Annotated in this window: 21 protein-coding genes; 17 read left to right on the top strand and 4 right to left on the bottom strand. The window is 73.0% G+C overall.

Going from position 1 to position 23,458, the window contains the following annotated elements:
- The first annotated feature begins 228 nt into the window (after positions 1-228).
- From K329_RS0114335 to K329_RS0114325, 3 genes are all read left to right on the top strand, one after another.
- Positions 229-1,245: a hypothetical protein gene (locus K329_RS0114335; protein ID WP_028473595.1), complete on the top strand. Its 1,017-nt coding sequence runs from the start codon at positions 229-231 to the stop codon at positions 1,243-1,245.
- 137 nt (positions 1,246-1,382) lie between these two features.
- Positions 1,383-2,345, top strand: coding sequence for an HAD family hydrolase (locus K329_RS0114330; protein WP_028473594.1), 963 nt, complete (start codon positions 1,383-1,385; stop codon positions 2,343-2,345).
- 86 nt (positions 2,346-2,431) lie between these two features.
- The gene (locus tag K329_RS0114325; protein WP_028473593.1) at positions 2,432-3,718 is read left to right on the top strand and encodes a PucR family transcriptional regulator; all 1,287 of its coding nucleotides are present in this window, start codon (positions 2,432-2,434) and stop codon (positions 3,716-3,718) included.
- A gap of 25 nt (positions 3,719-3,743) precedes the next feature.
- Here K329_RS0114325 and K329_RS0114320 read toward each other — a convergent pair whose 3' ends face one another.
- Positions 3,744-4,361 (bottom strand): FadR/GntR family transcriptional regulator, encoded by a 618-nt coding sequence (locus K329_RS0114320; RefSeq protein ID WP_028473592.1) that lies wholly within the window; start codon positions 4,359-4,361, stop codon positions 3,744-3,746.
- 123 nt (positions 4,362-4,484) lie between these two features.
- Here K329_RS0114320 and K329_RS0114315 point away from each other — a divergent pair, with 123 nt between their 5' ends.
- Both K329_RS0114315 and K329_RS0114310 read left to right on the top strand, forming a co-directional pair.
- Entirely contained in the window at positions 4,485-5,846 is a 1,362-nt protein-coding gene (locus K329_RS0114315; protein WP_028473591.1) for an SLC13 family permease, read from the top strand.
- Positions 5,847-5,861: 15 nt separating this feature from the next.
- Positions 5,862-6,542, top strand: a complete 681-nt coding sequence (locus K329_RS0114310) for an HAD family hydrolase (protein ID WP_028473590.1) — start codon at positions 5,862-5,864, stop codon at positions 6,540-6,542.
- Here K329_RS0114310 and K329_RS26905 read toward each other — a convergent pair.
- Positions 6,539-7,093: a uracil-DNA glycosylase family protein gene (locus K329_RS26905; RefSeq protein WP_052336905.1), complete on the bottom strand. Its 555-nt coding sequence runs from the start codon at positions 7,091-7,093 to the stop codon at positions 6,539-6,541. The two genes, K329_RS0114310 and K329_RS26905, sit on opposite strands and share 4 nt — an antisense overlap.
- A gap of 72 nt (positions 7,094-7,165) precedes the next feature.
- On the opposite strand from K329_RS26905, the gene K329_RS0114300 reads away from it, so the two are divergent.
- Positions 7,166-7,732 (top strand): hypothetical protein, encoded by a 567-nt coding sequence (locus tag K329_RS0114300; RefSeq protein ID WP_043643612.1) that lies wholly within the window; start codon positions 7,166-7,168, stop codon positions 7,730-7,732.
- Positions 7,733-7,741: 9 nt separating this feature from the next.
- Here K329_RS0114300 and K329_RS0114295 read toward each other — a convergent pair whose 3' ends face one another.
- Positions 7,742-8,353, bottom strand: a complete 612-nt coding sequence (locus K329_RS0114295; RefSeq protein ID WP_028473588.1) for a TetR/AcrR family transcriptional regulator — start codon at positions 8,351-8,353, stop codon at positions 7,742-7,744.
- A 60-nt stretch (positions 8,354-8,413) separates the two neighbouring features.
- Between K329_RS0114295 and K329_RS0114290 the strand changes: the two genes are divergently transcribed.
- The 3 genes from K329_RS0114290 to K329_RS0114280 are packed head-to-tail and all read left to right on the top strand — an operon-like array spanning position 8,414 to position 12,736.
- The gene (locus K329_RS0114290; protein WP_028473587.1) at positions 8,414-10,534 is read left to right on the top strand and encodes an acyl-CoA dehydrogenase family protein; all 2,121 of its coding nucleotides are present in this window, start codon (positions 8,414-8,416) and stop codon (positions 10,532-10,534) included.
- Between the two features lie 5 nt (positions 10,535-10,539).
- Positions 10,540-11,682: an NAD(P)H-dependent flavin oxidoreductase gene (locus tag K329_RS0114285; protein WP_028473586.1), complete on the top strand. Its 1,143-nt coding sequence runs from the start codon at positions 10,540-10,542 to the stop codon at positions 11,680-11,682.
- Positions 11,683-11,725: 43 nt separating this feature from the next.
- A complete protein-coding gene (locus tag K329_RS0114280; RefSeq protein WP_028473585.1) occupies positions 11,726-12,736 on the top strand; it encodes an LLM class flavin-dependent oxidoreductase in 1,011 nt (336 codons plus the stop codon).
- Between the two features lie 10 nt (positions 12,737-12,746).
- Here K329_RS0114280 and K329_RS0114275 read toward each other — a convergent pair whose 3' ends face one another.
- Positions 12,747-13,235, bottom strand: coding sequence for a nuclear transport factor 2 family protein (locus K329_RS0114275; protein ID WP_052336904.1), 489 nt, complete (start codon positions 13,233-13,235; stop codon positions 12,747-12,749).
- Between the two features lie 135 nt (positions 13,236-13,370).
- Here K329_RS0114275 and K329_RS0114270 point away from each other — a divergent pair, with 135 nt between their 5' ends.
- The 8 genes from K329_RS0114270 (at position 13,371) to K329_RS0114235 (ending at position 23,457) form a co-directional block, all read left to right on the top strand.
- On the top strand, positions 13,371-14,816 hold the full coding sequence (locus K329_RS0114270) for an aldehyde dehydrogenase (RefSeq protein ID WP_028473583.1): 1,446 nt from the start codon (positions 13,371-13,373) through the stop codon (positions 14,814-14,816).
- 8 nt (positions 14,817-14,824) lie between these two features.
- Complete coding sequence (locus K329_RS0114265; RefSeq protein WP_211225867.1) at positions 14,825-15,661, top strand: SDR family oxidoreductase; 837 nt, start codon at positions 14,825-14,827, stop codon at positions 15,659-15,661.
- Positions 15,658-16,452 (top strand): SDR family NAD(P)-dependent oxidoreductase, encoded by a 795-nt coding sequence (locus K329_RS0114260; RefSeq protein ID WP_028473581.1) that lies wholly within the window; start codon positions 15,658-15,660, stop codon positions 16,450-16,452. The genes K329_RS0114265 and K329_RS0114260 overlap by 4 nt, the downstream gene beginning before the upstream one ends.
- 33 nt (positions 16,453-16,485) lie before the next feature.
- The gene (locus tag K329_RS0114255; RefSeq protein ID WP_028473580.1) at positions 16,486-18,576 is read left to right on the top strand and encodes an acetate--CoA ligase family protein; all 2,091 of its coding nucleotides are present in this window, start codon (positions 16,486-16,488) and stop codon (positions 18,574-18,576) included.
- 182 nt (positions 18,577-18,758) lie between these two features.
- Complete coding sequence (dctP, locus tag K329_RS0114250; RefSeq protein WP_052336903.1) at positions 18,759-20,042, top strand: TRAP transporter substrate-binding protein DctP; 1,284 nt, start codon at positions 18,759-18,761, stop codon at positions 20,040-20,042.
- Positions 20,043-20,107: 65 nt separating this feature from the next.
- On the top strand, positions 20,108-20,683 hold the full coding sequence (locus tag K329_RS26900) for a TRAP transporter small permease (protein ID WP_052336902.1): 576 nt from the start codon (positions 20,108-20,110) through the stop codon (positions 20,681-20,683).
- Positions 20,680-22,218: a TRAP transporter large permease gene (locus K329_RS0114240; protein WP_211225866.1), complete on the top strand. Its 1,539-nt coding sequence runs from the start codon at positions 20,680-20,682 to the stop codon at positions 22,216-22,218. Before K329_RS26900 ends, K329_RS0114240 begins: the two co-directional genes overlap by 4 nt.
- A 27-nt stretch (positions 22,219-22,245) precedes the next feature.
- Entirely contained in the window at positions 22,246-23,457 is a 1,212-nt protein-coding gene (locus K329_RS0114235; protein ID WP_052336901.1) for a cytochrome P450, read from the top strand.
- The last annotated feature ends 1 nt before the right edge of the window (position 23,458 follow it).

The raw sequence follows: 23,458 nt of genomic DNA, 5'->3' as shown, positions 1-23,458 counted from the left end.
CCTGGGGGTCCGAGCGTGTGACGGGCGTCACGGAGCACATGGAGCCAGGTGCCGGGAGCCGACGTCCAGGACGTCGGGCGTCCGGGTGCGGATCGGGAGCGTGGATTGTCATGCGCGTGACAACCGGGAAAGCGGACTTGTCACCCACGTGACAAGTTGTGGGCCACGGCGGGGGAGCGCTCCGTGCACCGATGGCGTCGCTGCGGTCCGACCACGAGGGTGAGGACCGTGTGGTCCCTCTCGCGTGCTCGACGCGCCGTCATCGCCTCTGCTCTCGTCATGCCGCTGCTGCTCCTGCCCGGGGCCAGCGACGCGCAGGAGCAGGGGCCGTACCCCGGCCTGCCCGAGCTGCCGTCGGAGCAGGACCAGGCGACCCGCAACACCTACGGCTGGCTCGGGGTGGCGCAGGTGGGTCGGGCGTACTCGCCCGTCGCCCAGCAGTGGGGCCGGGTGCCGGCGGGTCTCCTGGCCACCAACATCGAGTTCCGGACGACCGAGTTCACCGACGACAACGGCGACCTCAACGTCACGGCGGACTACGACATCTACGCCTACCTCCTCCCGACCGGCGGGGGCGGTGACGACTACGGCGTCTCGCCGGTCATCACGATCCGCACCGTCGCGTTCGGCTCGATCCCCACCGAGGTGCAGCTCCAGCTGCGCCAGCGCCGCGACACGTCCGACCTGCCGTTCGGCTTCCACATCGAGACCCAGTTCACGGACAACTACGCGCGACAGCTCAGGACCTACCCGCCGACCGGGTTCGAGGACGTCGTCGACGTCGCCGTCCTGGGGCTGCGCATCGACGCCGTCGACGTCCCGCTGGCCGACACCTGTGCGACGGGCCCGTCGGCGCGGCTGGCGCTCGCCAGCGAGGCCGTCGTGGTCGACCAGGGAGCGGGGGAGACCTTCGACCAGGACCGGGGCTTCTCCGGCATCGAGGGCGGGACCCTCGACGGCAGCCTGGACATCCCGCCGTTCACCGGCTGCAGCACCCCGGACGGCGACGACCTCTCGGCGGTCCTCACGTCCGTCATCTCCGGTCCGGGCAACCCGGTCACGGTGAAGCTCGGCATCCTGGGCTGCTACTACGGGTTCGACGAGGAGACGTTCGCCCCGCTGCCGGCGTTGCCCGGGACGCCGATCGCTGAGGCGGGATGTGCGCCCGACGTGAGCGAGGACGTCGAGGGCATCCCGAGCCCGCTGCCGTTCCCCGAGGGCGTCGACGACGAGGTCGCTCCGTGAGGGCCGGGAGTTGACGCCGTACCGACCGCGTCGTACAACTGTGACCCGAACCACACTGACTTATCGGGAAGTGAGTGCGTGGACGCACACGGTCGTCGGCTGATGGGCCGACCCCTCGCTCCGACCAGCCGGCCGGCATGACCGCCGCGCTGCTCGCCGTCGGTGCCGTGCTGCTGCTCGTCGGCCTCCTGCTCGGGCTGCTCGCGGAGAAGGTCGCCACCGCCCCCCTGCGCCGCGACGGCGCCGTCCTGCCGCGCGACGTGCACCTGCCCGTCGTCGGACGCCGCGTCGACGCGCTCGTGGCCGACGCCAGCGGGTTCGTGACCGACGGCGAGCTCCAGGTGGTGGCGGTCCAGCCGGTCGAGCCGGACCACGACCGCAACCTGCGCTGGTTCGCCGGCGCCCTGCAGCACCAGGGTGAGGGTCCGGTGGCGCGCGCGATCTCGCGGCTGTCGAGCAACGGCCGCGTCACCGACGTCCGACGGGTGCCCGGCGCCGGCATCGAGGGTGCCGTGGACCGCCACCCCGTGCGCGTCGGCGACCCCCGCTGGCTCGGGCTCGCCACGCCGCCGGTCGCGACCGGTGGTCACACGGTCGCCGTCGAGGTCGACGGACGCACCCTCGGCTCCATCACCGTCGCCGAGCGCGTGCGCCCGGAGGCGCCGGGCTCGCTCGGCCGCCTCGTCGAGGCGGGCTGGTCGCTCCGCCTCGTCAGCGCCTCCGGGGAGCTCGAGGCCAGGCGCCTCGCCACCGAGACGTCGTACGACGTGGTGGCCGCGGCCGACGCGGACGGCTGGCGGGCCGCGGTGAGCGACCTGCGGGGCGCCGGCCGCACGGTCGCCTGCGTGGCGGGCGCCGGGGCCTGGGGCTCGGCGCCGGCGGAGGCCGACCTCTGGTTGACGTCACGGACGGGCGCGGAGGGCGCCCCGGTGACGACGCACGGTCCGGTGGTGCAGCTGCCGGACCTCGCGGTGCAGCGCGTCGAGCGGTTCCTCGCGGGACTGCGGGCGCTGCCCGCACGGGTGCGCGTCGTGCGCGCCTGGGCCTGCACGGGGGTGACGGTCGGCCTCGCGCTGGTCGTTGCAGGAGTGGTGCTGTGAACGGCTCGGCCGCGCAGCAGCAGGGGAGGAGCCCGTCGCGCTCGCGGCGGGTCGCAGCACTCGGGGAGGGACACGATGGGAGCGCCATGGGCAGCGTGATGTTGCCGATCAAGGCCGAGGACGCCGCCGCGGCGGCACAGCTCGCCGCCGCCGCACGGGCGGTGGCCGCCGACCTCGCGGCGGAGATCGCCGACGAGATCCAGGACAAGGTGGCCAGCTACGCCGGTCCGACCGACGGGCGCCGCCACCAGCTGATCGAGACCGCGGTCTCGGCGGCGATCGAGCACCTGCTGGCCGTGACCGAGGGGCGACCGTTCGCGAACGCGCGGGTCGACGACATGTTCCGGCAGATGGGGCAGGGGGAGGCGCTGGAGGAGGGAGACCTCGACGCCACCCAGGCCGCGTTCCGTATCGCCACGCAGGACGCGTGGCGCCACCTGCGCGCGCTGGCGCGCACCCACCACCTCTCGGCGCACGCGCTGGGGGTGCTGGGTGACCGGATGTTCGCCTACCTCGACCACCTCGTCGAGCAGACCCGCATCGGGTACGACGTGGCGCGGCGCCGCCTCGAGTCCGACCGGGGTCGGGCGCGGCGTCGGCTCTTCGACGCCCTGCTGCGGGGTGCCGAGGGGGAGGGTCTGCGCATCCTGTCGGCGGCCGCCCAGTGGCGGGTGCCGGAGCGCCTCGTCGTCGCCGGTCTGCAGCACGGGGACCGTGACGCGGGCGAGGAGGCGACCACGACCCTGCGCCACCGGGTGCGCGGTCTGCTCGCCGACTCGCGGGTGCTCGACCGGGTGCTCGTGCGTCCCGACACCGCCGGGCTGCTGCTGCTCGTGCCGGCCGCCGAGGTCGACGACGTGCTGGAGGTGCTCGATCCCGTGCTCACCGGGGAGGGCAACCGCCTGAGCCTCGGGTGGGCCGTGGCCCCCGCGGAGCTGCGTGACGCGCTGCGCTGGGTGCGCACGACGTTGACGCTGGCGGCGGCGGGCATCGTGCCGGACCGGCCGTTGCTGCGCTGCAGCGAGCACCGCACGCAGCTGTGGCTGCACGCCGAGCCGCTCCTGCGCCAGGGCATGGTGCAGGACCTGCTGTCGCCGCTGCTCGCGGAGACGCCGAACTCCCGCGAGATCCTCTCCGAGACGCTGCTGGCGTGGCTCGAGTCGCGCGACAGTGCCCCGGCGATCGCCGCGCGGCTCGGGGTGCACGCGCAGACCGTGCGCTACCGCTGGAAGCGCATCAACGAGCTGTTCGGCGAGTCGCTGCACGACCCGGAGTTCGTCGTGGGGCTGACGCTGGTGCTCAAGGCGAGCGTGCCGCTGTGGAAGGCCGGCGACCAGCGGGACTTCGAGCGGTTCCGGGGCGTCGCGGGCTGAGCGCGGCCCGGCGGGGCGTCGGCGTCTAGTCGGACAGCATGCCGAGGCACGCCACGGCGGCGGCGCCCGCGTCGGCCCGGATGATCGCCTCGGCGAGGCGGTCCAGGGAGGCCCGCAGGGCGGGGGAGTCGGGCGGCGCCGGTGCCTTGTCGGCCAGCAGGTCGTCGAGGTCGACGAGCAGCGGCGAGGCCGCGAGGCGTCGTACGCAGCGCCAGGTCAGGTCGAAGGTGCGCGGACGACCGTCGTCGGCCAGCATCGCGACCCGCAGCGAGTCGTTGGGGTTCACCGCCGCGGCCCGGGCGAGCCCGGCCAGCATCGACTCGCGCGCCGTCACCACCTCCGTGCGCGGGCGGCTGTCGACCTGCTCCTGCAGCCGGGTGTCCGACGGGCCGTCGGAGCTGCGCACGAGCGCGCCCACGCCGTGGCGCACCTCGATCCGCCCGAGGGTCTCCAGGGAGGCGAGCGCGCGGGAGAGCGTGGCCCGGCTGACCCCCAGCTCGGCCGCGAGCTGGCGCTCGGGCGGGAGGCGGTCGCCGCTGACGAGCCCCTGGGCCTCGATGAAGTCGGAGATGTGCGCCGCGAGGCTCTCGTAGAGCCGTTCCCGTCGCAGCGGGGGCAGCGTGCGCTTCGACTCGTCGGGCATGACGCGATCGTAGCCAGTCGTGGTTCAGTTGTCAGGAGGCCTAGCCACTGACATAGTGCGGGACGTTGCAGGTGACCCAGGTCACTGACCCGTCCTCACCGACCAAGCAAGGGTGGCTCCGCCGTGTCCCACGAGATCATCTCGCTCGCGGTCCTCGTGATCGTCTTCCTCGTCGCCACCGTGCGCGGCGTCAACATGGGCGCGCTGGCGCTCGTGGCGTCGTTCATCGTGGGCCTCGCCGTGTACGACGCGACGACCGACGACGTGCTCGCCGGCTTCCCCAGCGGCCTGTTCGTCATCCTGGTGGGGGTCACCTACCTCTTCGCCCTGGCCAAGAACAACGGCACCGTCGACTGGATCGTGCACGGCTCGGTGCGCGCCGTCGGTGGCCGCGTGGCCCTCGTGCCCTGGGCGATGTTCGTCGTCTGCGCGCTGGTCACGGCCATCGGCGCGGTCAGCCCGGCGGCCGTCGCGATCGTGGCCCCGGTGGCCATGGGCTTCGCGGTGCGCTACCAGATCCACCCCGTGATGATGGGCATGATGGTCGTGCAGGGCGCCACCGCCGGCAGCTTCTCGCCCATCGGCATCTTCGGCTCCATCACCAACGGCGTCGTCGAGTCGAACGACCTGCCGGGCAGCCAGACCTTCCTCTTCTTCTCCACCTTCCTCGCCGCCACCACGATCGCCGTCGTCACCTACGTCGCCTTCGGCGGGCGCGCCCTCATCGCCCGCGGTCGCGAGGACGCGGCCGTCGCCGCCATGGGCGCCGAGGCGGAGCAGGCGTCGCTCACCGCCACCCGCACCGAGGGTGGTCGCAGCACACCCCACTCCGCCGTCGAGGCCAAGCGCTCCGTCGGTGGGGCCGGTACGTCGGGCGACGACGTCACGAGGCTCGACACCCAGCGCACGGTGACGCTGCTGGGGCTCGTCGCCCTCATGGTCGGTGCCCTCGGCTTCGACCTCGACGTCGGCTTCACCGCCCTGACGATCGCGGTCGTCCTCACGCTGGCCTTCCCGGCCTCGGCCAAGGGCGCGGTCGAGAAGATCAGCTGGGGCACAGTCCTGCTCATCGGCGGCATCGTCACCTACGTGACGCTGCTGCAGAACCAGGGTGTCGTCGACTGGCTCGGCGACGGCGTCGCCGACGTCGGGGCGCCGCTCGTCGCCGCGCTGCTCATCTGCCTCATCGGGGCCGTGGTCTCCGCGTTCGCGTCCACCACGGGCATCATCGGCGCGCTCATCCCGCTCGCCGTGCCGTTCCTGCTCACCGACCAGGTCAGCGCCATCGGCCTCATCGCCGCCCTCGCCATCTCGAGCTCGGTCGTCGACTGCAGCCCGTTCTCCACCAACGGTGCCCTGGTGGTCGCCAACGCCGAGCCCGACCAGCGCGAGCTCGTCTTCAAGCGCCTCATGCAGTGGGGCATGTCGATCGTGGTGATCGCGCCGCTCCTGGCCTGGGCCGTGCTCGTCGTGCCGACCGCCTGAGCCGAGGACACTCCCGTGATCGTCACCTTCGACCTCTTCAGCGCCCTCACCGACTCCCGCACCGGGGCGTCGCGCACGTTCGCCGAGATCGCGGCCGAGCGCGGCTGGGGCATGACCGGGCCCGAGCTGTACGACGCCTGGGACGCCCGCAACAAGGCCGCCCAGCGCGACGCCCGGCCGCCGACCACGTTCCGCGAGGTGTCGCGGAGCGCGCTGGTCGCGACGTACGACGCGCTCGGCCTCGAGCCCCGGCTGGCCGCCGGCGACCTGGACCGTCTGCACGACGGCGTGGGGGAGTGGCCGCTGTGGCCCGACGTCACCGACGCCGTGGCCGCGGTGGCCGGGCACGCGCGGGTCGGGCTGCTGTCGAACGTCGACGACGACCTCGCCCGGGCCACCCGGGCCCACGCGCTCGTCGACCCCTCGCTCGTGCTCAGCTCGCAGCGGCTCGGGGCGTTCAAGCCGAGCCCGGAGATCTACGCGGCGGCCCGGGCCGAGGCGGCCCCCGAGCCGCTGGTGCACGTGGCGGCCTCGGCCCGCGACGTGCGGGGCGCGCTCGAGGCGGGGCTCGTCGCCGTACGTCTGGTGCGGCCCGGGCACGTGGTGGACCCGGACGGTCCGCAGCCGGCCCACGAGGTGCACGACGCCGCCGACCTGGCCGCGGTGGTCGCCGCCCTGGGCCAGGACCTGCCCTAGGCGTCGGCCAGCCAGACCCGGAGGTCGTCGAGCGCGGGCGCCACGTCGGCCAGCGCGGTGAAGGGCCCGGGCATGCGGAACACCCGGGCGCCCGCGACCGTGCCACGCTGGAAGCCCGGCGTGCCCGGGCTGCCGAGGAGGGCCTGGACCGGGAGCCGCGTGAGGCAGACGACCAGGGGGACCTCGCGCGCGGCGAGCTCACGGGTGACGACCTCGCGGCCGAGCGTGATCTCGTCGGGCGACACGGCGTTCGTGCCGCTGGCCGGGCGCGGCACGACGTTGGTGAACCCGACGCCGGCGGCGAGCGCACCGGCCTCGTAGAAGGTGTCGTCGGCGGGGGCGTCGAAGAGCCCCGTCCCGGTCAGGCGTCGCAACTGGCGCTGGCCGACCGCACCCTGGAAGTAGTGCCCGGCCTCGACGCTGCACGGCACGGGGTGGAGCCCGACGACCATCGCGCGCGGGCGCTCGGGCCAGAGGCTCGCGAGGGTGAGGACGGTGGCGCCCTGCCACTGCGTGCGGGCCTGGTGGTCGACCAGCTCGTCGTCGTGCATCGGGCCAGTGTGCCGGTGCTGTGCTCGCAACTCCCGGACGGCGGGGGTCGGGGAGCCCTAGGGTCGGTGCGCATGCAGCACGAGCGCTTCTTCCCGGTGGACCCCGATCGCGTCTTCGAGGCGCTGGTCGCAGCCGTCCACCAGGAGGCCAAGTTCCGCGGTCGTGACGACGTGCACCTCGGCGTGTTCTTCGGGACCAAGATCTCGGCCTGGTCGTGGGGCGCGACGGTGTCAGCCCAGGTCGTGCCGGTGCCCGGCGGCGCGATCGTCCGGGCCGCCGGGCGGCTCACCATGAGCTCGAACCTCGCCGCCAAGGGCCCCGAGCACCGGAACCTGGACGACCTCTTCGACGTCGTGGACGGGTTCCTCGGCCTGCCTCCGGAGACCGCGGACGAGCGGAGTCCCCTCGGTGGTCGTCCGAGCTCCGCGACCCGGTGGCGTGTGCTGTCGCTGACGGTCCTCGTCGGGATGATGCTCGTGTTCGGGTTGCTCGCCGCCGACGACTCCTCGCCCGCTGTGTCCAGGGTCCTGTACGCCGTGGTGCCGTTCTTCGGGGTCCCCTATCTCGTCGTGGAGACCCGAGCGGTGGTACGGCGCTACCGCCGTACGCGGGCACGGAAGGGCGCGCGCACGGTCTGACGCCCCCGGTCACCCCCGGGTCGCTGCCGCCAGCACGAAGTCGACGAGCTCCCGCGCGTAGCGCGACCGGGCGCGCCCGGCGGTGTCGCGCAGGTGTGCCGGTACGGCGACGGACCGCAGCATGGCGGCACCGCAGAGGGTGTCGACGACCAGCGTCACCGACGTGCCGGCCGGCAGCTCGCCGCGACGGACCGCGCGGCGGACGATGCCGCGGGTGGCCCGCACCTGGGCGGCCCGGACCTCCGACCAGTGGTCGGCGAGGCCCGGCGTGGCCTCCGACTCGACCACCATGCGGCGCGCGGCCAGGCCCGTGGGGCCGTCGTACAGGTCGAGGAGCAGGTGGGCCAGGGCCAGGAGGTCGTCGCGCACGGACCCGGAGTCGATCGTGCTGATCGGCGCGAAGGCGGACCCGACCGCCTCGGTCAGCAGCGCCTCCTTGCCGCTCCAGCGCAGGTAGATCGACGCCTTGCCCACGCTGGCCGCCCGGGCCACGGCGTCGATGCTGAACCCGGCCCAGCCGGTCCGGGCGAAGACGTCGACGGCGGCGTCGAGCACGCGGCGGTCGACCTCGGGGTCGCGAGGGCGTCCGCTGCGCTCGGGGACGGGGACGGGGCGGGGCATCGATGCTCCTGGGGACGACGGACCTTGACTACCTGAACGATACCCGTTCACTATCGGTTCATGAACGACACTCGTGCAGGAAGTCGGCAGGGCGAGGTCACGGAGCTCGGGCGGTCCGTCGGCGCGCTCCTGGACGCGGTCTGGGGCGACGCCACCGCGGCGGCGACGGGCGACCTGGACGCGGTCCGGGCCGTGGCCGTCCGGCACGGGTGGCTGGAGCTCGCCGAGCACGACGCGGTCGACTTCCTCCTCGCGGCCGTCGCCCGGCTCGGGCGTCGGGCCTGCCCGTTCGCGATCGCCGACGCGTACGTCGCCGCGCGCCTGCTGCCCGGTCTCGCGGCGGCGATCGCTGCCGGCGAGGTGCGGCCGCTGGTGGTCGTCGGTGGCGCGGACGACGTGCTTCTGGAGGGCGCGGGTGACGCCACCCACGTGCTCGAGGTGGGGGAGACGGAGGTGGGGCTGCGGGCCGTCCGTGGGCGGCGGGCGGCGCCGGGACTCGCCGTGCCCGCCTGGCACCGCCTCACGCTCGGCCCCGCCGAGCGCCACCCCCTGGCCGACGGTGCGGCGGAGGAGGCGGTCGCCGTCCTGCGCCTCGCCCTCGCCGTCCGGTGCCTCGAGGCCGCGGCCGGGGCGCACGAGCTCGCCGTCGCCCACGCCGGCACCCGTCGTCAGTTCGGCCGTCCGGTCGGTGCCTTCGGAGCGGTGCAGCAGCGCGTGGCCTCGTGCCACGTCGAGGTCGCCGCGGCGCGGTCCCTCGTCGGGCGGGCCGGGCGGCTGCTCGCGGACGGCCGTCCCGACGGTCCGTACGTCGCGGCCCTGGCGGCGCGGCTCGTGCGCGACGGCGCTGCGGGCGTGGTCGCCGGCGCGCAGCACACGCTGGGCGCGGTCGGCTACTTCGAGGAGCACGAGGTGCCGTGGCTCTTCCGGCGCGTCCACGCGGACCTCACCCTGCTGCGCTCGCCCGGCGTCGACGACGCCTCGGCCGACCTCGGGGGCGGTGTCGTCGCCCGGCTGGTCGACGCCGGCCGTCCCCTGCCCGCCTTCGACCTCGGCCCCGCGGCGGAGGCCCTGCGACGCGAGGTCCGCGACCTCCTGGCGCGTCACGCCCGCCCCGTCTGCGCCGCGCACCCGACGGGGCACGACGCCGATGGTGTCCGTGGGGAGGCCGCGGCCGCGGGGCTCTTCGCCCTCGGCTGGCCGGACGGGCTCGGCGGCCGGGCGGCCACGGCCGTCGAGCAGGCGGTCGTGCACGAGGAGATGAAGTACGCCGGCGGCCCCGTGGACCGGGCGATGAGCGCCACCATGCTGATCGGTCACGCGCTCCTGCGGCACGGCACCCCCGCGCAGCAGGGCGCGTTCCTCCCGCTCGTGCGCGAGGGGCGCATGGCCTTCTGCCTCGGCTACTCCGAGCCCGAGGCCGGCTCCGACCTGGCGTCGCTGCGCACGAGGGCCGTCCGCGACGGCGACGACTGGGTCGTCGACGGCCAGAAGGTCTGGACCACGCGCGCCCACACCGCGACGCACGTCTGGCTGGCCGTCCGCACGGACCCCGACGCCGTGCCCCGCCACGCCGGCATCACGGTCCTCCTCGTGGCCATGGACAGCCCCGGGATCACGGTGCACCGGCACGTGGCGCTCTCGGGCGAGATCTCGTGCACGGTCTTCCTCGACGCCGTGCGGGTCCCGGACGCCGCCCGGGTCGGCGAGGTGCACGGCGGGTGGGCGGTGGTCGCCGACGCCCTCGCCGCCGAGCGGGTCGTGATGGGCGGCGTGGTCGCCACCCTGCGCCGGCACCTCGACGAGCTGGTCGCGCTCCTGCGCCGCCCGGGCTCGCCCCCGCCGGACGACGTCGGACGCGACCGGCTGGCCCGGCTCGCCGCGCGGCTCCAGGCGGCCCGCGCCCTGGTGCTCGACGCGACCCAGGCCGTGAGCGACGGCGACGCGCGGATCGCCGGTCCGGTCGCCGCGATCCTCGGCGGCGATCTCGCGGAGGAGCTGGGCCGCGTGGCGCTCGACCTGCTCGGGCCCGGGGCCCTGCTGTCCGCCGGTGCCGAGGGCGCGCTCGACGCCGGACGCTTCGAGGCGGCCCACCGGCTGGCCCCGATGTACGTGATCGGCGGCGGCACGAACGACATCCAGCGGGGGCTCGTCGCCCGGGGCCTCGGCCTCCCGAGGGAGTGAGGGGAGTGCGCACCGCCCTCACCGAGCTCCTCGGCATCCGGCACCCCCTGGTCGGGTTCAGTCGCTCCCCGGGCGTCGTGGCCGAGGTCTCGCGGGCCGGCGGCCTCGGTGTCCTGGCCGCCACGGCCTGGGGTCCCGACGAGCTCGACGCCCAGCTCACCTGGATCGAGCAGCGCTGCGGGGGAGCGCCGTACGGCGTCGACCTGCTCGTGCCGGCGACCTCGGTCGAGGGGATGCCCGACGACCTCGTCGCCAGCCTCCGGGCCCAGGTGCCCGCCGAGCACCTCGCCTTCGTCGCCGACCTGCTGGCCGCGCACGGACTCTCCGCCGACCGGTACCGGGCGGGTCTCGGCGCCGCCGACGGCACCGTGGGCGCGCTGGCGCCGACCGGGGTCGACGGCCTGCTCGACGTGATCGTCGACCACGGGGTCGCTCTCGTCGCCAACGCGCTCGGACCGGCCCCGGCGCGCCTCGTCGAGCGGGGTCACGCCGCGGGTGCGGTGGTGGCCGGGCTCGTCGGCAGCGCGCGGCACGCGGTCAAGCAGCTCGACGCCGGGGTGGACCTTCTGGTCGCCCAGGGCACCGAGGCCGGCGGCCACACGGGCACCATCGCCACGACCGTGCTGACGCCCGAGGTGGTCGCCGTCGCCGCGGGCGCACCCGTGCTCGCCGCGGGCGGCATCGCGTCGGGCGCCCAGATGGCCGCCGCGCTCGTGCTCGGGGCCGACGGGGCCTGGTGCGGCTCCGTGTGGCTCGGCAGCGAGGAGGACATCAGCGCCGCCTCGCTCAAGCGCAAGCTGCTCGCCGCCGGCAGCGGCGACACCGTCAGGTCGCGCGCCCGGACGGGCAAGCACGCCCGCCAGCTGCGCAGTGCCTGGCACGACGCCTGGGAGGGGAGCGGCGCGCCCGAGCCGCTCGGCATGCCGCTTCAGCTCCTGCTGGCCAAGGACGCCTTCGCCCTGGTGGACGAGGCGGCGGCCGACGGCGACCCGGGCGCCACCGCGCTCCAGTCCTTCTTCGTGGGGCAGGTCGTGGGCTCGCTGCGCGAGCTGCGGCCCACCGCCGCGATCGTCGAGGAGATGGTCGCGGGGTGCGGGTTCGCACTGCGACGGGCGGCAGCGCTTGCGGGGACCGACGCGGCCCCCTAGGGTCCATGATCATCAATAGGATGGATTCGATCCGGAGGACCGCATGACGCTCAAGTTCGGCCTGGCCATCATGAACGACTTCCCGCCGGGCGTGGTCCCGGCCTCACGGATCTCGATGATGCGCGAGCAGGTCAGGGCGGCCTCGGACGCCGGCATCTCCTCGATCTGGGTGCTCCAGCACTACCTCGGCAGCATGCCGACGCTGCAGCCGGTGCCGCTGCTCTCGGCCCTCGCCCAGGACGCCGGTGAGATGACCCTCGGCACCAACATGTTCATCCTGCCGCTGCGCCACCCCGTCGAGGTGGCGGAGGAGTTCGCCACCCTCGACCACCTCACCGGTGGGCGCGCGGTCGCCGGCTTCGGGATGGGCTACCGCGAGAACGAGTTCGAGTCGTTCGGGATCCCCATGGGCGACCGCGTGGGTCGCTACGAGGAGAGCATCACGCTCATCCGCCAGCTGTGGTCGGGGCAGGACACGACCTTCGACGGCGAGCACTTCCGCGTGAAGGACCAGCGCATCAGCCTCGCCCCCGTGCAGCCCGGTGGTCCGCCCGTGTGGATCGGGGCCGGTCCCCACAAGACGGGCGCCCAGCGTGCGGCCCGGCTGGGCGACGCCTGGATCGTGCCGCCGCACGTCACGCCGGAGAAGCTCGCGCAGGTGCTGGGCCACTACCGCGCCGAGCGCGAGCGTCTCGGCAAGTCGACCTCGGAGCTCGTCGTACGGCGCGAGCTCGTCCTCGACGACGACCGCGACCGCGCACGCCACATCGGCGTCACGGCCCGCGGGGCGCTCACGGCGAAGTACGCCGCGTACAACGCCCCCCAGCAGGGCGAGGCCTACCGCCACCTCCAGACCGACTCCGCCGCGGAGGAGGTCGCCGACGCGTCCTACCTCTTCACGGACCCCGCGGGTGCCGTGGCGGCGCTCAAGGACCTCGAGCAGCAGGGCCTGACCCACATCGTGCTGCGCATGCAGTGGTACGAGCTGGGTCAGGAGCAGGTGCTGGCCACCCTGGAGAAGTTCAAGACCGAGGTGCTGCCGCACTTCCGATGAGCCGCGCGGTTCAGTCGCCCGGCGACGCCGGCCAGCCCGCCGCGAGGTCGGTCATGACGTGCGGCGTGATCGTCTTGATGGCGAACAGGGCCACGCCGTCGACGACCCGCACCTCGTCGAGGTACGTGCCCCAGCCGAGCACCGAGCGGCGATCGGCGCGGGCCGTCCAGAGGAAGTACGACGCCACCTCCAGGCGGCCGGGTGCGAGCGTGCGCACCCGCGGGCTGGTGATGAAGTGCCGCTTCTCCGAGGGGTCCGCCGCGATCCGCGAGCGGTAGAACTCGACGACGGCGTCACGGCCGCGGAACGACTCCCCGCCCACGAGGAGCACGCCGTCGGGCGTGAAGAGGTCGGCCACCGCCTCGGGCGTCGGGGCGTCGAGGGCGGCGGCGTAGGCGTGGAGGTGGTTGCGGGTCGCCTCGGCGTCCTCGAGCGCCCGGAGCCGGGCCAGGACGGCCGTCGGCCCGTCGTCGTCCGCGGGGCTGGTCGTTCCGGTCATGCTGTCTCCCGTTCCGGGGTCGTGTGTGCGCGGGATCACGCCATGGATTACGTTACATTTCATTATCAGCAATTGTCGCACCGGCGGGCGGACCAGTCCGTGCCGGGCGCCGAGGAGGTCGACCCACCCGTGTCCATGACCGAACGCCCCGAGCTGTTCATCGGTGGTCGCTGGCAGCGCTCCGCAGGCTCCGAGACCGTCGAGGTGCGCAACCCCGCGACCGGTGGACGGGTGGGGTCCGCAGCCCTCGGCACCCCGGCCGACATGGATGCCGCCGTCGCGGCCGCCCGTTCCTCCTTCGACTCGGGCGTGTGGGCCTCGGTCGCGCCCTCCGAGCGGGCGGAGGTGCTCCACCGGGCCGCCGACCTGCTCGAGCAGCGGGCCCCGGAGCTCGCCGTCAGCATCACCTCCGAGCTGGGCTGCCCGCTGTGGTTCAGCGAGAAGGCCCACGTGCCGAACCCCATCCGCCACACCCGGTACTACGCGGACATGGCGCGGGACTTCGCGTACGACGAGACGCGCACCGACGGCACGAACGCCAGCCTGGTGACGCAGGAGCCGGTCGGTGTCGTCGCCGCCATCACGCCGTGGAACGGTCCGCTCAGCACGCCGTCGCTCAAGCTCGCACCCGCCCTGGCCGCCGGGTGCTCGATCATCCTCAAGCCCCCGCCGGAGACGCCGCTGACGGCGTACGCCTTCGCCGACGCGCTGCTCGAGGCCGGGCTGCCCGAGGGCGTGCTCAGCATCGTGCCCGCCGACCGCGAGGCCGGCCAGCACCTCGTGGCGCACCCCGACGTCGACAAGATCGCGTTCACCGGCAGCAGCGCGGCGGGCAAGAAGATCATGGCCACCGCCGCCGAGCGGATCGCCCGCGTCACCCTCGAGCTCGGCGGGAAGTCCGCCGCGATCCTGCTCGAGGACGCCGACGTCGCCACCGTCGTCCCGGCGCTGCTGCCGATGGCGATGATGGTCAACGGACAGGCCTGCATCGCCCAGACCCGGGTCCTGGTGCCCCGGTCGCTCGAGGCCCGGGTGGTGGAGGCGCTCGCCGAGGCCATGCGGGCGCTCCGGGTGGGCGACCCGATGGCGTCCGACACGATGATCGGTCCGATGGTCTCGGAGCGGCAGCGCGACCGCGTCGCGGGCTACGTCACGACCGGCCGCGACGAGGGGGCGCGGGTCGTCACGGGCGGCGACCGGCTGGTCCTGCCCTCCGAGCTCGCCGCCGGCTGGTTCGTGCCGCCGACGCTCCTCGCCGGCGTCCACAACTCCATGCGCGTGGCCCAGGAGGAGATCTTCGGTCCCGTCATGGCCGTGATCGTGTACGACGACGAGGACGACGCCGTCGCCATCGCGAACGACTCCGTGTACGGCCTCTCCGGCTCGGTGTGGAGCGCCGACGCCGAGCGCGCGGTGCGCGTGGCGCGACGCGTGCGCACCGGGATGGTCAGCATCAACGGGATGCCGCAGTCCTACGGCTCCCCGTTCGGCGGCTACAAGCAGTCGGGCATCGGGCGCGAGATGGGGCCGGAGGGCTTCAAGGCGTTCCTCGAGACCAAGTCGATCGCGGTCGGCCTGTGACGGGACGGATGGCGGGCAAGGTCGCCGTCGTCACGGGCGGCGCCCACGGCATCGGGGCCGGCACCGCCCGGCTCCTGCATTCCGAGGGTGCCCGGGTCGTGATCGGGGACCTGCAGGTCGAGGCGGGCGAGCGGCTGGCGGCCGAGCTGGCCGGTGGCACGGAGGACGTCGTCTTCGTGCGCACCGACGTGACGGTCGAGTCCGACGTGGCCCGGTTGGTCGACACGGCCGTCGAGCGCTTCGGTCGCCTCGACGTCATGTTCAACAACGCCGGCATCATCGGCGCGGTCGGCCCGATCGACCGCACGAGCCTGGAGGACGCCGACCTCACCGTGGCGGTCAACCTGCGGGGGGTGCTGTGCGGGATGAAGCACGCGGCCCGGGTCATGAAGCCGCAGGGGAGCGGCGTCATCATCTCGACGTCGAGCCCCGCGGCGGTCATGGGCGGGGTGGGCGCGCACGTCTACTCGGGCGTGAAGGCCGGGATCATCGGCCTCTCGCACTCCGTCGCCGCCGAGCTGCGTCGCCACGGCGTGCGCTGCAACGTCGTCATCCCCGGTGCGGTCGTCTCGCAGATGACCGCCGACCTGGTCGCCGGTGGCGCCGACGACCTCGCGGGAGCCGAGACGGCCCTCGACCGGTCGTCGTACATGGGGCGCGCACTGCAGCCCGACGACGTCGCCCGGGGAGTGCTGTACCTGGCCAGCGACGACGCCGCCTACGTCACGGGCGTGGTGCTGCCCGTCGACGCCGGCATGACCGGCGCGGGCGGCCCGTCCGCCATGGCCGACGAGAAGTACGCCGCCCAGGGTGGGCTGCGCGAAGCGGGACGGAGAACGGAATGAACACCCCGTTGGACTCGAGCTGGCTGGTCACGGGCGCCGCCCAGGGCCTGGGGCGGGCGATCGCCCTCGGTGCCGCGCGCCGGGGAGCGGCCCACGTGACCGTCGCGGACGTCGACGCCGCGGCGGCCGAGCAGGTCGCCGCCGAGGTGGTCGCGGCGGGTGCGGAGGCCACCGTGCTGGTGGTCGACCTGCGCCGGCCCGACGAGGTCCGCGGGATGGTCGACGACGCGGTGGACGCCATGGGCGGGCTCGACACCCTGGTGAACAACGCCGGCATCCTCGACGTCACCTTCCAGTCGGACGCCACGTTCGACACCCTGAGCGAGGACTCGTGGGACGCCGTGATGGCGGTGAACCTCAAGGCGGTCTGGCTCGCGACGCAGCGCGCGGCGCCGATCCTGCGGCGCTCCACGAGGTCGCCGTCGGTCATCAACGCCGCCTCCGTCTCGGGCATGACCGGCTACCCGTCGCCCGCGTACGCCGCGAGCAAGGGCGCCGTCATCCAGCTCACCCGGTCGTGCGCCATCTCGCTCGCGCCCGACGTGCGCTGCAACAGCTTCTCGCCCGGGTCGTTCGACACCCCGATGGCCCGGCACCGCATCGCGACGGCCGCCGACCCCGACGCCCAGCTGCGGCAGATGACCGGCAACCACCTCATCCCGCGGGCCGGTGACCCGGACGAGCTGGCCAACGTCGTGTGCTTCCTCGCCTCCTCCGAGGCGAGCTTCCTCACCGGCGCCAACGTGCCGGTGGACGGCGGCACGATGGCCTGGCGCGGCACCCGCGCCTGAGCTCCTGCCGCGTCCCCCCTTCGAAGGAGCTCCATGAACCACCGCCTCAGCGGCCTGCTCGAGCCACGTTCCGTGGCGCTCGTCGGAGCCAGCGACCGCTCCAGCTGGTCGACCCGGATCAACGAGGCCCTCGACGTCATCGGCTTCGACGGGCAGCTGTTCCTCGTCAACCCCAAGGGCGGCACGGCGCACGGCACGGAGGTGCACCGGAGCGTGCACGACCTGCCGGTGGTGCCCGACCTGGCCTACGTCATGGTGCCGAGCGCGGCCGTGCTGCCCGCGATGCGCGACGTCGCCGCCGCCGGCGTGAAGAACGCCGTCGTGCTCAGCTCGGGCTTCGCCGAGATGGGGGAGGAGGGCCGGGCGGTCCAGGAGGAGCTCGCCGAGCTGTGCCGCACCCACGGCATGTCGGTGCTCGGTCCGAACTCGCTCGGGTACGTCAACATCGCCGCCCGCACGGCGCTCAAGCCGTTCCCGCCCGGCGAGGAGCTGCGGTCCGGCTCCGTGGCGATCGCGTCGCAGAGCGGCAACGTGACGATCCAGCTCATGAACATGGCGCGGTCGTTCGACGTCGGCCTCAGCTTCGCGGTGAGCACCGGCAACGAGATGGACGTCAACCTCGCGGACGTGGTCGACTTCCTGGCGCAGGACGCGGCCACCTCGGTGATCGCCGTGTTCGCCGAGACGTTCCAGGACCCGTCCGCGTTCCTCGCCGCGTGCCGCCGGGCCCGTGACGCGGACAAGCTGGTCGTCTGCCTCAAGGTGGGTCGCAGCGAGGCCGCGGCGCGCGCGGCGCTCGCCCACACCGGGTCCCTGGTCGGCAACGACGCGGTGATCGACGCGTTCCTGCGCGCGGCCGGAGTGGTGCGGGTGTCCTCCCTCGAGGACCTGCTCGTCGTCGCCGACACCTTCGCCCACACCGGCCCCGTCGACGGCGGGCTCGCCCTGCTGACCCTCTCCGGTGGCACCTGCGACATCGTCGCCGACCTCGCCGAGGACCTCGGGCTCGTGCTCCCGGACCTGACGCCGGGCACGGTGGGCGAGCTCGGGGCGCTGCTCCCCGACTTCGCCGTCGCCCACAACCCGCTCGACGTCACCGGCGCGGCCGTCGCCGACGCGATGTTGTTCGGGAACGCCCTCGAGGTCGTCGCCCGCGACCCCGGCATCGGGATCGTCGTCGCCGCCCAGGAGATCGACCACCAGGCCGAGAACGTCGCGTGGGGGCGGGACGCGGTGCGCCACCTCTCCGAGGTCGCCGCGGCGTCGGGGACGCCCACCATCCTGGTGAACACCACCGTGCGGCACCTCTCGCCGCGGGTGCGGGAGATCCGTCGCGAGCTCGGAGTGCCCGCCGTCTTCGGCGGGGTCGACCGGGTGCTCCCGGCCGTGCACGCGATCCAGGGGTGGACCCGCGACCGGCACGAGGTGGCGCCCCGCCACCTGCCGACGCTCACCCTCGAGGCCCCGCCCACCGGCACGTGGTCCGAGGCCACGTGCCGGCCGCTGCTCGAGCAGGCCGGCGTGCCGATGGTCCCCGGTGTCGTCGTGCCGACCGCGGCCGAGGCCGCGCGGGCCGCAGCCGGTTGGGACGACCCCACGGCGATCAAGATCGTCTCCGACGACATCCTCCACAAGAGCGACGTCGGGGGAGTGGCGCTCGGCGTCGCCTCCGCCGACGTGGAGGAGCGGGCCGCCCGCATGCTGGTCGACGTCCGTGCGGCGCTGCCCGACGCCGCGGTGCAGGGCCTCCTGGTGAGCCCGATGCGCCCCGACGGGGTGGACCTCCTCGTCGGGGTCGTGAGGGAACCCGGCTGGGGCAACGTGCTCGCCGTCGGCCTCGGCGGCATCTGGGCCGAGGTCATGCAGGACGTCCAGCGTCTCGCCCTTCCCGCCGGCCCCTCCGAGGTCGAGCAGGCGTTGCGCCGGTTGCGGGCGTGGCCGTTGCTCGAGGGAGCCCGCGGGACGGAGCCGGTCGACCTGGGCCACCTGACGGACGTCATCGTCCGCATCGCGGACCTCTCGCTCGCTCTCGGGGAGGACCTCGCTGCCGTCGAGGTCAACCCGCTCCGGGTGCGCGGCGGCGTCGTCGAGGCACTGGACGTGGCCGTCGTCTGGAGCGCCTGAGCTCGACCGGAAGGTCCGGCCGGAAGGACCGGCCGTCCGTCTGGTCCGCGCGGGCTATTGACCGATCGCCAAACCAGGTTAATGATACGCATATACCGCGTGACGGGGGTCACTCTGAGCCTGCCCCGTCGCGGTGACCTCGGGGTCCCCACCACCACAGCAGCAACAGATGGAGCAGACGGATGCGTGCAGGAATCACCAAGCCCCGTGTGGCCGCGATGGCGACCATGGCGCTCGTCGGCAGCCTCGCGCTCGCCGGATGCGCCGAGGAGGGCGGGGGCGGCAACTCGGCGGGCGGCGACGGCATCGAGGCCGGCGCCACCATGGACGAGTACAAGGAGGCGTTCGCCGACGTCGACGCGATGACGCTCAACACCCAGAGCCCCGCGCCCAAGGGCTCCGTCACCGGCGCCAACGTCGAGGCCTACCTGGCCGCCATCGAGGAGTGGTCCGACGGCAAGATCACCTTCGAGATCGCGTACTCGAACGCCGTCGCCCCGCCCGCCGAGATCGACGACGCCCTGCGTGACGGCCGGCTCGACCTGGGTCAGGTCCTCCCGATCTACGAGCCGTCCGAGTACCCGGCCACCGCCGCCCTCATCGAGACGGGCTTCATCTCGAACCAGAGCGCCATCGTCGGCGCCCTGCAGTCGAACGCGTGGCCCAACGAGGTCTTCTTCAACAACGACGACGTCATGCAGGAGTGGGACGAGCAGGGGCTCGTGCCGATGGTGCCGGTCTACAACTCCGGCTCCAACGGCTTCTTCTGCAGCTCGGAGAAGCGCAGCCTCGACGACATCGACGGCGCGGCCACCGGTTCCGGCGGCACGGCGCAGAGCGCCCAGGTCGAGGCGCTCGGCGGTTCGCCGAGCTCCGTCCCCTACACCGAGCTGTTCGAGAGCCTGGAGCGCGGCGTGGTCGACTGCACCGTCTCCAGCCCGACGGTCGCCGTCCTCGGCGGCTTCGTCGAGGAGGCGCCGAACGTCGTCATCGACCCCGAGGCCGGCTTCGCCCTGGCGCCCGGCGGCATGGCGTTCAGCAAGGCCACGTGGGAGACCCTCCCGCTCGTGGTCCAGCAGCTCTTCTGGGACCGTCTCGACATCTTCATCGGCCAGAACATCACCGAGAAGATCTGGCCCAACACGGTGCTCGCCGCCGAGGGTGCGAAGGCCGCGGGCGGCTCGATCGAGACGTTCGAGGAGGACGCCCGCACCGCACTGCAGGAGGAGAACGCGGCCCTGCTGGAGGAGATCCGCGCCGGTGACGCCTTCTCCGACAGCAACGCCGTCGTCGACGACGTGGAGGCCAGTGCCGAGCGCTGGCTGACCGAGGTCGAGGGTCTCGGCTACGCCGACGAGGTCGAGTACAACGACTTCGACACCTGGTACACCGAGGACGAGATCGACGTGCAGCCGTTCCTCGACGTCCTGATCGAGGACGTCTTCGCCGACCACCGGCCCTCCTGACTCGACCCCCGCCTCCGAGACCCCGCCCGGGGTCTCGGAGGCACCACCCCCTCCGGGAGCGATCCATGACCGAACCGACCGTGACGGCCGCGAAGCCGCGGCGTCTCAGGCCCCAGCTCCTCATCGAGGTGCCGGCCGTCGTCGTGACCTTCGTGATGATGGTGCACATCACCGCGAACGCGCTGATGCGCACCTTCCTGAACGACCCGATCCCGAACACGCTCGAGATCACGCAGTACTGGTACCTCCCGATCGTGGCGTTCCTCGGGTTCATCGCGGCCCAGGCCCGGGGTCAGCACATCGCGGCCGACCTCGTGTTCGAGCAGCTGCCCGACGTCACGAAGCGGTTCTTCCTGGCCGGCATCTTCACGCTGGCCGCCGTCGTGGCGGCCGGCTTCGCCTGGTTCGGGTGGGGCGAGGCGCAGCACGCCCAGGAGATCGGCAAGACGGCCGGCGTCAGCGACGTCGTGTCGTGGCCGACCTACTACCTGGTCCCGCTCGCGTTCGGCAGCCTGACCTTCCAGTTCCTCTGGACCGCCGTCCGTTCGGTGACGCACCCGGAGGACGACCACTTCATCAGTGATCCCGACGACGCGCTGGTGCTCGACCAGCTCGCCGTCGACGAGGGAGCCCGCAAGTGAGCACCGACACCGACGTCCCGACGACGACGAGCCTGCCGGACCCGGGTGGTGCGCCGCCGGAGGTCGTGAAGAACGTGGACACGACGCGGGGCCGTCGCAACGGTCCCCGCTCGTGGATCACGCTGGCCATCACGGCGGTCATCATGATCGGCTCCACCGTCGCGCTGTTCCTGCCGCTGGTGCCCGAGGCGATCGGCATCTCGGCCTGCATCCTCATGCTGTCGCTGATCTTCATCCGGATGCCCGTCGCCCTGGCGATGATCATCCCGGCGCTGCTCGGCATGTACGCCCTGCGGGGCGAGCTGCTGGTCGAGAGCACGATGACGACCCTGCCCTACTCGCAGGTCGCGAACTGGACCCTGAGCGTCGTGCCCATGTTCATCCTCATGGGCCTGCTGCTGTGGAAGGCCGGTCTCACCGAGAGCCTGTACGACACGGGCCGTCTCTGGCTCGGTTGGCTCCCGGGTGGTCTCGCGGTGGGCACGAACGTCGCGGGCGCCGGCCTGGCCTCGGTCAGCGGCTCCTCGGTCGGCACGACGTACGCCCTCGCACGCATCGGCATCCCCGAGATGCTGAAGGCCGGCTACGACAAGCGGCTCGCCATCGGCTCCGTCATCGTCGCGGGCCTCCCGGGCCAGCTGATCCCACCGAGCATCATGCTCGTGATCTACGCGGGCATCGCGGAGGTCCCGATCGGGCCCCAGCTGATCGCCGGCATCGGCCCGGGCATCCTCGTCGCGGTCCTCTTCACGATCATGATCGTGATCTTCGCGAAGCGCTGGGTGCCCGAGGAGTCCCGGGCCGCCGAGACCGCTGCGGCGCTGGGCGAGACCACGTGGCTCGACCGGTTCGCCAGCCTGGCCAAGGTCTGGCCGGTCCCGCTCCTCATCGGCGTCATCATCTGGGGCATGTTCTCGGGGACCTTCACGGCCACCGAGGCGGGCGCGGTGGCGGCGGTCTTCGCCCTCGTCATCACGATGGTCTGGAAGCGTGGCGACCACCCGTTCCGGGCGATCGCCGACGCGTCGGTGGCCACCGTCAGCAGCGTCGGCGCGATCTTCTTCATGCTGGCGGGCGTCGAGGCGCTCTCGCGGATGTTCACCCTGACGGGGATCAGCAACGGCTTCGCCGAGCTGGTCGAGTCGATGAACCTCAACCGCGTGACGTTCCTGCTGCTGATGATGGTCGTCTACATCGTGCTCGGCACCTTCATGGAGCCGCTGCCGATGATGGTGCTCACCATCCCGATCCTGATGCCGACGCTGATCGACCTCGACATCTCCCTGCTCTGGTACGGCGTGTTCGCCGTCTTCATGGGCGAGCTGGCGGTGGTGACACCACCTGTCGGGATCCTGGCCTTCATCATCCACTCGATCTGCAAGGAGCCCGAGGTCAACCAGGGCCAGAAGATCACCCTGAACGACGTCTTCATGGCCTGCTGGTGGTTCATGCCGATGGCGATCCTGGTGACGGTGATCCTGATCTTCTTCCCCGAGATCGCCACCTGGCTGCCCGACATGGCCGCGAGCGGCTAGACCGACCCACCCCCGAAAGGACGATCGATGAGCGTCGACTCGACCGAGACCTTCCGTGGCCTGCCCGTCAGCCACACGGACTTCACGTCGTACACCGAGATCTACGAGCACTACCGCCGGCTGGACGCCGACCGGGAGGCCGCGCGCTTCCAGTTCAACGACACGACCGAGCGCGGCTTCTTCATGCTGCAGCGCTACGACGACGTGCAGCGCGGCTTCCAGCAGCACGCGACGTGGACCACCGCGGTCCGCAGCGCCCTCAACCCGGGGATCGGCGAGCCGTTGCTGCCGCAGGACCTGAACGGGTCGGCGCACCAGAAGCTGCGCAAGATCCTCAACCAGTTCTTCTCACCGGTGGCGATCCGGCGCATGGAGCCGCAGGCCCGGGCACGCTGCATCGAGCTCATCGAGGAGCTGCGGCCGGCCGGGCGGTGCGACTTCGTGCAGGAGTTCGCCATCCGGTTCCCGACCGACCTGTTCCTCTCGATCCTCGGGCTGCCGACGAGCGACGGCGAGAAGTTCGTGGTGTGGTCGGAGGAGTTCTTCGCCGCGATGCTGTCGGGCGACATGTCGACGGCCACCGTCGCGAAGAAGAACATCATGGACTACTTCACCGAGGCGGTGAACGAGCGTCGCGCCCACCCCGGCGACCCCGACGTCGACATGGTGTCGCGCCTGGTGCAGGCCGACATCGACGGTGAGGCGCTGAGCCACGACGACATCCTCACCATCCTGCTGACGCTCATGCTGGCGGGGCTCGACACCACCCGCAGCGCGCTCGGCTACATCTTCACCCACCTCGCGCAGCACCCCGAGGACCGGCAGCGCCTGATCGACGAGCCCGAGATGGTGCCGAAGGCCATGGAGGAGTTCCTGCGGCTCTACCCCCTGGTCTTCCAGGCGGGTCGGGAGGTGCAGGAGGACGGCGAGTTCGACGGCCTCCAGCTCGCCAAGGGCGACGTGGTGTGGATCGGGATCGCGCAGGCGAACCGCGACCCGCGCAAGTACGACGACCCCGACACCTTCGACATGGACCGCCACGGCGCCAGCACCCACCTCGCGTTCGGGGGTGGGCCGCACCGCTGCCTCGGCATGCACCTCGCCCGCATGGGCATCAAGGTCGTGCTCGAGGAGTGGCACCCACGTATCCCCGACTACCGCATCAGCGACGGGGTCGAGCTCACCGAGCGCGGCGGACAGCTGACGCTGCCGACGCTGCCGCTGGAATGGGAGGCCTGAG

Source organism: Nocardioides alkalitolerans DSM 16699, from assembly GCF_000426525.1.
GTDB classification, from domain to species: domain Bacteria; phylum Actinomycetota; class Actinomycetes; order Propionibacteriales; family Nocardioidaceae; genus Nocardioides; species Nocardioides alkalitolerans.
This window is presented reverse-complemented; position numbering and strand designations above follow the sequence as displayed.

What these genes read in the sequence shown, in the direction of transcription:
- K329_RS0114330 (WP_028473594.1), top strand. Translation starts at nt 1,383, where the DNA reads ATGACCGCCGCGCTGCTCGCCGTCGGTGCCGTGCTGCTGCTCGTCGGC.
- K329_RS0114325 (WP_028473593.1), top strand. Translation starts at nt 2,432, where the DNA reads ATGGGCAGCGTGATGTTGCCGATCAAGGCCGAGGACGCCGCCGCGGCG.
- K329_RS0114320 (WP_028473592.1), bottom strand. Translation starts at nt 4,361, where the DNA reads ATGCCCGACGAGTCGAAGCGCACGCTGCCCCCGCTGCGACGGGAACGG.
- K329_RS26905 (WP_052336905.1), bottom strand. Translation starts at nt 7,093, where the DNA reads ATGCACGACGACGAGCTGGTCGACCACCAGGCCCGCACGCAGTGGCAG.
- K329_RS0114300 (WP_043643612.1), top strand. Translation starts at nt 7,166, where the DNA reads ATGCAGCACGAGCGCTTCTTCCCGGTGGACCCCGATCGCGTCTTCGAG.
- K329_RS0114295 (WP_028473588.1), bottom strand. Translation starts at nt 8,353, where the DNA reads ATGCCCCGCCCCGTCCCCGTCCCCGAGCGCAGCGGACGCCCTCGCGAC.
- K329_RS0114290 (WP_028473587.1), top strand. Translation starts at nt 8,414, where the DNA reads ATGAACGACACTCGTGCAGGAAGTCGGCAGGGCGAGGTCACGGAGCTC.
- K329_RS0114280 (WP_028473585.1), top strand. Translation starts at nt 11,726, where the DNA reads ATGACGCTCAAGTTCGGCCTGGCCATCATGAACGACTTCCCGCCGGGC.
- K329_RS0114275 (WP_052336904.1), bottom strand. Translation starts at nt 13,235, where the DNA reads ATGACCGGAACGACCAGCCCCGCGGACGACGACGGGCCGACGGCCGTC.
- K329_RS0114270 (WP_028473583.1), top strand. Translation starts at nt 13,371, where the DNA reads ATGACCGAACGCCCCGAGCTGTTCATCGGTGGTCGCTGGCAGCGCTCC.
- K329_RS0114265 (WP_211225867.1), top strand. Translation starts at nt 14,825, where the DNA reads ATGGCGGGCAAGGTCGCCGTCGTCACGGGCGGCGCCCACGGCATCGGG.
- K329_RS0114260 (WP_028473581.1), top strand. Translation starts at nt 15,658, where the DNA reads ATGAACACCCCGTTGGACTCGAGCTGGCTGGTCACGGGCGCCGCCCAG.
- K329_RS0114255 (WP_028473580.1), top strand. Translation starts at nt 16,486, where the DNA reads ATGAACCACCGCCTCAGCGGCCTGCTCGAGCCACGTTCCGTGGCGCTC.
- dctP (WP_052336903.1), top strand. Translation starts at nt 18,759, where the DNA reads ATGCGTGCAGGAATCACCAAGCCCCGTGTGGCCGCGATGGCGACCATG.
- K329_RS26900 (WP_052336902.1), top strand. Translation starts at nt 20,108, where the DNA reads ATGACCGAACCGACCGTGACGGCCGCGAAGCCGCGGCGTCTCAGGCCC.
- K329_RS0114235 (WP_052336901.1), top strand. Translation starts at nt 22,246, where the DNA reads ATGAGCGTCGACTCGACCGAGACCTTCCGTGGCCTGCCCGTCAGCCAC.